Annotated in this window: 10 protein-coding genes; all 10 read right to left on the reverse strand. The window is 57.0% G+C overall.

The features are described 5' to 3' along the window. On the reverse strand, positions 1–497 hold a 497-nt coding region (locus tag ACXRVY_RS11790; RefSeq protein WP_458237445.1), incomplete at its 3' end, for a response regulator. A gap of 172 nt (positions 498–669) precedes the next feature. Then, a complete protein-coding gene (locus ACXRVY_RS11795) occupies positions 670–966 on the reverse strand; it encodes a flagellar protein FliT (protein WP_223461353.1) in 297 nt (98 codons plus the stop codon). Between the two features lie 10 nt (positions 967–976). Continuing rightward, on the reverse strand, positions 977–1,372 hold the full coding sequence (gene fliS / locus ACXRVY_RS11800; RefSeq protein ID WP_223461351.1) for a flagellar export chaperone FliS: 396 nt from the start codon (positions 1,370–1,372) through the stop codon (positions 977–979). Positions 1,373–1,500: 128 nt separating this feature from the next. Further along, positions 1,501–2,937 carry a flagellar filament capping protein FliD gene (gene fliD, locus ACXRVY_RS11805; RefSeq protein WP_223461349.1) on the reverse strand — a complete coding sequence of 479 codons (1,437 nt, stop codon included), beginning with the start codon at positions 2,935–2,937 and terminating at the stop codon, positions 1,501–1,503. Between the two features lie 82 nt (positions 2,938–3,019). Next, on the reverse strand, positions 3,020–3,373 hold the full coding sequence (locus ACXRVY_RS11810; protein ID WP_223461347.1) for a flagellar protein FlaG: 354 nt from the start codon (positions 3,371–3,373) through the stop codon (positions 3,020–3,022). Between the two features lie 72 nt (positions 3,374–3,445). Then, positions 3,446–4,297: a flagellin domain-containing protein gene (locus ACXRVY_RS11815; protein ID WP_108218632.1), complete on the reverse strand. Its 852-nt coding sequence runs from the start codon at positions 4,295–4,297 to the stop codon at positions 3,446–3,448. A 242-nt stretch (positions 4,298–4,539) separates the two neighbouring features. Further along, a complete protein-coding gene (locus tag ACXRVY_RS11820; RefSeq protein ID WP_223461345.1) occupies positions 4,540–4,806 on the reverse strand; it encodes a hypothetical protein in 267 nt (88 codons plus the stop codon). Next, complete coding sequence (locus tag ACXRVY_RS11825) at positions 4,803–6,095, reverse strand: motility associated factor glycosyltransferase family protein (RefSeq protein WP_223461343.1); 1,293 nt, start codon at positions 6,093–6,095, stop codon at positions 4,803–4,805. Before ACXRVY_RS11825 ends, ACXRVY_RS11820 begins: the two co-directional genes overlap by 4 nt. Positions 6,096–6,185: 90 nt before the next feature. After that, a complete protein-coding gene (locus ACXRVY_RS11830; protein WP_223461341.1) occupies positions 6,186–7,112 on the reverse strand; it encodes a ketoacyl-ACP synthase III in 927 nt (308 codons plus the stop codon). Positions 7,113–7,338: 226 nt separating this feature from the next. After that, the coding region (locus ACXRVY_RS11835; RefSeq protein WP_458237446.1) for an N-acetylneuraminate synthase family protein at positions 7,339–8,010 on the reverse strand (672 nt) is incomplete at its 5' end.

Consider the following 8,010-nt stretch of genomic DNA (forward strand, 5'->3'; position numbering starts at 1 on the left):
GTATCGGCGACTTGCTGCATCATCTGGCGGACGTGTTGAATCGCCCGGCTGGTGCCGACAAGACTGCGGAAAAGATTGGGTTCGCGATGACGACCGCGCTCGCGGGCCTGATCGTACATCTCGCGATAGACCTGGGCACGGTGCAGCGAATCGAGCAATTTGCTGTAGCTGGGCGGCATTTCCAGGGTTGAAAGCACTCGACGACGCTGGTCTTCCGGCAGGTCAATGGAAGAATTATCGCCCATTAACAAAACCGGAAGGAACTCATCCCAGGTCGAGAGTGTCTTTAACAAGCCCAGAAGCGCACCAGGAGCATTGACCGTCCCGATAAGGACACAGATTACTTCACGACTTGACGACAAAGAGCCGACAGCCTGCTGCCAGTCATGGCTTGCGCAGGGTAAATTTTCTTCACCGAGAAAATTCAAAATCACCGCCAGGTCGCGGCGGCGGACGCTATCGTCATCAATCAGCAGAATTTTGGTTTCACGCCACATGCAATAGCAACTTCCCTAGTCAACTCAATGCCCAAAATGCTGGGGCAAGCTAGACGCTTGCAGACACGTTATGCCTGAAGACGACTGAAATCTGGAACCAGCCACTAGTTAAGTCAAAAAACCGTGCACAGTCAAATTTATGGCGCACATATCTGGATTAACTTGGGGTTAATTATCCAAACAGATGGTAAACCTTTGCTGCGTTCCGCGCTTGCTGGATCTGAGACATTTCATCGACTATCGCCTGCCTCTCCCCCATCGCCACCTCAAGTAGCTGCTTGTAGACATACAGCAACTCCTCAAGATTGCTACGCAGAACTTCTTCGTCCAGCGAAGCCTCGCTCAAGACGTCTTCCATGCAGGAACGGCAATCCAGGTCCAATTGACCGATAGCCTCCCAGTTGCGCTCGGCCAGAGCACCGACCAGCGCTTCTCGAGTTTGTTCTATTCGCTGCAATACAAGACTCATGGCGATCTCCCTAGAACTGCGGACCTGGCTCAGCAATGCCGTCCCAGCCTTCTTTCACCGTGCGCAGCAACCCCGCGACTTCATCGAGAATCTTCGGATCGCTGCTGATGTTCGCCTCGGCCAGACGTTTCATCATGTAGATGTAAAGACTGTCGAGCTCGCCCACGGCCTCGGCGCAATTTTCAAGATCCAGGCCTTCACGCAAGCCACCGATGATGCCGATCGCCTTGCTGATCGACACACACTTGCCGGGAATGTCCTTGCGCTCCAGCGCGCCTTTGGCCTGAGCGATCCGGTCCAGGCCACCTTCCATGAGCATCTGCACCAAACGATGCGGACTCGCTTCGGACGTCTGGGCGTGCGCCCCCACTTTCTGATACTGCCGAAGGGCTAACATTGGATTCATGTTCTACCTCATTACCACAATGACTCGTATAGCCAGTGTATCGTCCGCGTACCGGGAAACTTTAGATCAAAAGACAAAAACCCGGCACACGCGAAAATGCGTAGCCGGGTTTTGTCGACAGCTTAAAACTAGCTGTTGGACTTCTGGGCGTTCAAGGAAGTGAAGAACGAGGTGATGTTCGTCGCCGTCGCCTTCATTTGCCCGACCAAAAGGTCCATTGCGTTGTATTTGGCGGTCAACGTCTTGGTCATGTTGGCGACTCGCAAGTCCAACGCAGTCTGCTGATTTGAAAGGTTCTTGCTCACGCTCTGCAGGTTGGTATTGCGCTGATCAAGCAACCCGCCCGTCTGCACATAAGGTTTGATTGCAGTGCCCATGCGCGCCAGCAGGCCGTTGGTAGCATTGCTACCGTTGAACAACTGCTGCACCTGACCGCTCATGCCGTTGATGGCCATCGTCTTATTGAACGCCGTTGCATCGAACGCCAGGTTGCCGGTTTTCTCGTTAGTCAGCACGCCGATCTGCGACAGCACGGCCAATGGACCGCCCGCCCCGGGAGCCGTCAGCACACCGCGGATATCGGAAATCAGTGTGCGCGACATCGAGTCGCCGGTAAACGCCGCCTGAACCGTCAGGTTGCCATCGGCATCCGCGGTCGCCTTGGACAGGGAATTGATGGTGTTCATCAGGGTGTTGTAGGAATCGACGAACGACTGGATCGAGGTTTGYAATCCGGCGGTATTGGTCGCGACGGTGACGGTCGCCGCAGCCGGCGGCGTACCCGGACTCACCGACGCCAGGTTCAGGGTCAGGCCGCTGACTGCGCCGGTCACCGTATTGCTCTTGCTGGTCACTGCCAGACCATCGATGGTCAGCGATGCATCCACCGCAACCCCGTTGACAGCCCCTGAACTTGAAGCCGAAGGGTTGGCGCCCATCGGTTGGGTACCGTCGATATCAAGGCCGGCGATACCGCTGACCGTCAGGTCGGAACCCGCGCCGGTCTTGCTGGAGCTGATCACCAGTCGCGACGCACCACTGCTGTCGGTCACGATGTTGGCAGAAATACCATTACTCGCCTGCGCGGAGTTGATGGCATCCCGGGTGCTCTGCAGGGTCGCATTGGCTGGAATCGTGACATCGTAATCAGTGCCATTCTGACTGATTTTCAAAGTACCACTCGGAATGGCACTGGCCGCACCGCCGGCGAAAGAAGCACTGGCGACTTTCGAGCTGGTGGCCAGGTTATTCACAACAACGCTGTAGGTACCGGCAACGGCGGTATTGTCGGAAGTCGCACCCAGAATCGACGGGGTACCCGAAGTGGCGGTATAGCCCGCAAACACAGGATTGGTCTTGCTACCGAGATTGGTCAGCGCCGTCTGAAAGGCCGTCAGTGCGCTTTTCAGGGAACCGACACCGGAAATCTTCAGCGTGTTGGTTTTGGTCTGAGTATCGATCTGCGTCTGTTTCGCCGATTTGTCGGCGTTGACCAGCGCAGTGACGATCGCACCGATATCCAGGCCAGAGCCTAAGCCCGTACCCGGTAAAATTGGACTTGCCATTTTGCGTCTCCCTTCAGGTTGCTGCCACTCTTTTGGCCAATACCTGCGCCCAAGAACGTACAAACACTATTCATGCCAGCTATCAGACTTTGGCGTCGAACAATACATGGCTCGCATTGCTCAGGCTTTCTGCCAGCTTGAGGGCTTCTGCGGAGGGGATCTGTCGCACGACTTCACCCGTTTCGCTTGCAATCACTTTGACGACGACCTTTCCGGATTGCTCGTCTATCGAGAACTCCAGATTGCGCTTGATCGACTGTACGAACTTTTCGATCTGCTGCACCGCCTGCTTCAGGTGGACGTCATCCGCCTCCGGTTTCTTATCCGCCGCCGGCGTCACGCTCGCGGCTTCAGGCTTTTCCGGCGCTTTATCCGAGACAGCGCTCGCTGGCTGGGGAGCCGGATAAGACACGCCAAGCTTTACGCTCATCTCCATGTCCAACACCTCTTAACGTAAAAAGCGAGAGAGCGTGACCAGCACACTCCCCCGCTTAAACTCATTCCGAAATTACTGAAGCAGTTTCAGTACAGCGGAAGGCAGTTGGTTGGCTTGAGCCAGAACCGAGGTAGAAGCCTGTTGCAGGGTTTGCTGCTTGGTCAGGTTCGCGGTTTCTGCGGCGAAGTCGGTGTCTTGTACACGGCCTTGTGCAGCAGTGGTGTTTTCCACGATGTTCTGCAGGTTGGAGATGGTGCTGGTCAGACGGTTCTGCGAAGCACCCAGGTTTGCGCGGGTGGCGTTGATCGATGCCAGAGCAGCGTCGATAGCGGTGATTGCGTTGTCGATGTTGGCAGACAGGGTAGCGGAAGTCGCACCGGTCAGAACAACAGTACCGCTGCCTACGGACAGGGATACGGCGTCGAACTTGGAGCTCAGTACCAGGTCGATGCGGTTGGCCGAACCAGTGTTGGCGCCAACTTGCAGCTGCATGGTGCCAGCCGAACCGTCCAGCAGGTTTTTGCCGTTCAGGTTGGTAGAGGCAGAGATACGGGTGATTTCGTCAGACATCTGAGCGAATTCGGAGTTGGTAGCGGTCTGATCAGCAGTGCTGTTGGTACCGTTACGTGCTTTAACAGCCAGTTCACGCATACGCTGCAGAATGTCGGTCGAAGCTTGCAGCGCGCCTTCAGCGGTCTGGGCAACGGAGATACCGTCGTTGGCGTTTTGCACTGCCTGGTTGCCACCACGAATCTGTGCGGCCATGCGAGTTGCGATCTGCAGGCCAGCGGCGTCGTCTTTGGCGCTGTTGATTTTCAGGCCGGAAGACAGGCGAGCCATCGAAGTCGACAGAGCGTCGGTAGCACGGTTCAGGTTCTTCTGAACGTTCAACGACGTGGTGTTGGTGTTTACTGTTAAAGCCATGACGAATTCCTCGTTGGTTGGGTACTGCGGCTTCCGGCCCTGGCAACCGCCGGGTATGGCCTAGAGAACCTTCGTAATAGTTATCGTCGGGTTGGCAGGTTGCTTGAGGGCTTTTTTTAAAAAAAATGCCATCACCCTGCCACCCCCGAGAAAACAAGGGCTTAGCGCCCCTCAACCACGAAAAAATGACGCCATAAAACTGTCCAGCCCACAAACGCCCGTGCCAAAGCTGTTGCTGCCCCTCAGTCCGGCAGGTTTTCGAGCAGCTCGATCAACTCATATTCCATGAAGTCGGCGAGCCCCAGCCAATCCTGGCGCTCCTGACAGGCCAGCATTTGCCTGAGCATCAAAGCCCAGGCCTGCTGAACCTCCTGGGGCGTCTGCGCAAACAGTCGCTGCGCCTCATCGAACAGATCAACCATGTTCAATGCCGCTTCGACATCACGCCCCAGGCGAAAAAGCCCTGCGCACTGCCGGTACTCATCGATGCCTTTCACTGGCGGCTTCATTGCACGAAATCCTGATTGAACCGCGTACCGGCAATCATTGCCCCAGCCCGGCTGCTATTGAAAAAAAGCACCTCTGGATGCCTGGCAATGTAACGTTCGAGCTCGCACAGGTAACTGCGGAAATTCAATTGCGTCTTGACCTTCTGACCATGACCATCGTGCACCCAGTGCCTGGCCTGGTTCACCGGCGGCCCCAGGTCACCATCGTTCCAACCGGTATGGGTCCTGTTCATCGGAAAGGAAAAATCCGCACCGAAAAGCGTGATGCGCTGCGCGCCCATTTTCACCGCCAGATCGACCGCAGGATGGATCACGCTGCCGCTGACGTAGAGCTGCGCACGCGGGTGTTTCTCACGCAATTCGGCGTAGATCGGGCTGGCGGAGTAACCGCCATAACGTTTGCCTTTCCAGGCTTTCAGCATGTGTGGATCGCTCAAAGGCAAATACACCAGCGGAATGCCTTCGGAGCCCTCGCCCGGCAAGTGCAGCACGCTGATGCGCTGATCGATGCTCACGACCAGGTCAGGTTTGATTCCGTGCTCGCGAAGGGGCCGGTAAGCGGTATCCACGCTGATGAACAGCGGTCGCGGCGTTTGATTGCGCACCGCTGCCAAACGCTCGAAATTCCCTTCAAGGCTGGGCCCTGTGGCGATCACATAGATTTCACGCCCGGAACACGTGCCAAACAGCTGTGCCACATCATCATCGGCGAGCAGCACTTCAAGGGTGTCCTGCAAGCGCTGCTGAATGACGGGAGACTGCGGGTCGAACTCACGATTGTTGAAACTCAGGTGCACTTCGCTGACCAGCCGATCACGAATCTTCGCACTAAAGTCATCCGCCAGCAGCATCTCGGCAGGCAATGCAAAGAACGGTGTGCAGATGTCCGACAGATCGCCGGCATACAGCAATTGCACACGCGGATCGCCCAGCCACTGGCGCTGATCGATCAGCTGCAACACCAGCGCGAAAAGCGCGCCGTTGAGAATATGGACATAGAGCTTTTCAAGCCCGGCGCGCTCCAGCAAAACCGAAGGCAAATCGCCGAAGCCGGTGCCGTAAACGTGCAGCTGTGCCTTGTCGAGCGGGAGGCTGGCGGCCTGCAAACGGGCCTCGCTCAGGCGATCATGGCGGCTGGTGAGCTGGATGCCACCCACACACAACGTCGAGTCCCGCCCTTCGATCAGGTCGACATCGACGGCCAGGCGATCTTCCGTTTCCAATCGCGCATACAGCGACGGCCAGCGCCGCTGGATAACCTGAGCATTGTCTTCAAAGCATTCGCTCATGCTACCTCGCATTCCTTACAAGCAAAAAAGCGCTCAAGGTTAACCCTTGAGCGCTTTTTTGTACCGGCCTTTTTATTAAAAAACTTTCACTCAAGGGCGATAGATGATCGCCGAACCCCATGACAGCCCCACACCGAAACCGCTGAGCGCAACGCGCTTCCATTCGGAATCGAGGATATGCTTTTCCAGCAGCAATGGAATGCTCGACGACACCGTGTTACCGGTCTCGACCATGTCCTTGATGAACTTCTGCGGGCATTCTTCGAAACGCCGCGCGACCGCATCGACAATCGCCGCGCTGCCCTGGTGAATGCAGAACGCGTCGATGTCGTCGGCGCTCAGTTGCGACTCGCCGAGCAACTCATGCAAATGTGCCGGCACCTTGAGCAGTGCGAAGTTGAATACCTGGCGGCCATTCATGAAGAACACGCCGTCGCTGACTTTCAAATGTGGCGCGCCGGAACCGTCGGTGCCGAACTTGGCCTTGCCCAGTGCCCAGGTCGGGTTTTCACCCATCCAGGTCGCGGTGGCCGCATCGCCGAACAACATGGTGGTGTTACGATCTTCCGGGTCGACGATCTTCGAATACGGGTCGGCGGTGATCAGCAGGCCGTTCTTCAGGCCTGCGGCCTCCATGAAGCCCTTGATCGCATAGATGCCGTAGACGTAACCGGAACAGCCCAGGGAAATATCGAACGCGGCGACGTTGGTCGGCAGGCCGAGTTTGTCCTGCACGATGGCCGCGGTATGCGGCAGGCCTTCTTCGTCACCGTTCTGGGTGACGATAATCAACGCATCGATGGATTCACGTTTCAGATCAGGGTTGCCGGCAAACAGCGCATTGGCCGCTTCAACGCACAGATCCGATGTTTCCTGATCAACGCCCTTGCGCGGCAGGAAAGCCGAACCGATCTTGCCCAGGATGAATTCTTCATCCTTCTCGAATTTTGCACCTTGTGCGTAATTGTCCACGCCGGCTACAGGAACGTAGCTCGCAATGCTTTTTATGCCAATCATTACGGCTTCCCAATAATAAACAGCCCAATACCACCACCCGCAGGAATCGAGGGGCGCCGACAAACCTGGATTTCTGTCACCCCAAGGCGACGGCCGGGAAGCATAAAGGACTATCACTGAACCCGATAAAGGGTCAGGCGCCATCTTCCCGGTCAATACAATACAGTGAAGATGCCCGTTATGACTCGCAGGTCACGCTATTTTGCCGAATCAGCCCGGCAATGGGTCATTCGACCAACGACCAGTCCAGTGGTGTTCCACGCTTGATAGCCTGACGGGCACGGCGTTCCAGGAGGCTTTGCGCATGTTTGGGCGCCAGCCCGAGACCCGGACGGATGGCTCGCAGATTTTTCCCGTCGAAGGGCTCACCGGCCTCCATGTCCCGGGTGACATATAACGATCGACGGTACACCAGGGATTGGCGCTCCGCCTCGGTGACGCCGTAATGCACGTGCCCCATGGCTTGCCAGGCGCGTTCGGTTTCGATCACCAGGCTGGCCAGCTCCGAGGGCTCCAGAGAGAAACTGGCGTCGACGCCACCGGCCGCACGCTCGAGGGTGAAATGCTTTTCCACCACCGTTGCGCCCAGTGCCACCGCCGCCACGGACACACCGACGCCCATGGAGTGATCGGACAGCCCCACCTGGCAATCGAACAATTCCCGCAAATGCGGGATCGTGCGCACATTGCTGTTCGCGGGAGATGCCGGATAGGTACTGGTGCATTTGAGCAGCACCAGATCCTTGCACCCAGCCTCGCGGGCGGCGCGCACGGTTTCATCGAGCTCGGCGATGCTGGCCATGCCGGTGGAAATGATCAGCGGCTTGCCCGTCGCGGCCACCCGGCGAATCAACGGCAAATCGGTGTTTTCGAAACTGGCGATCTTGTAGGCCGGCAC

It is taken from the genome of Pseudomonas sp. P5_A2_2 (assembly GCF_054177685.1).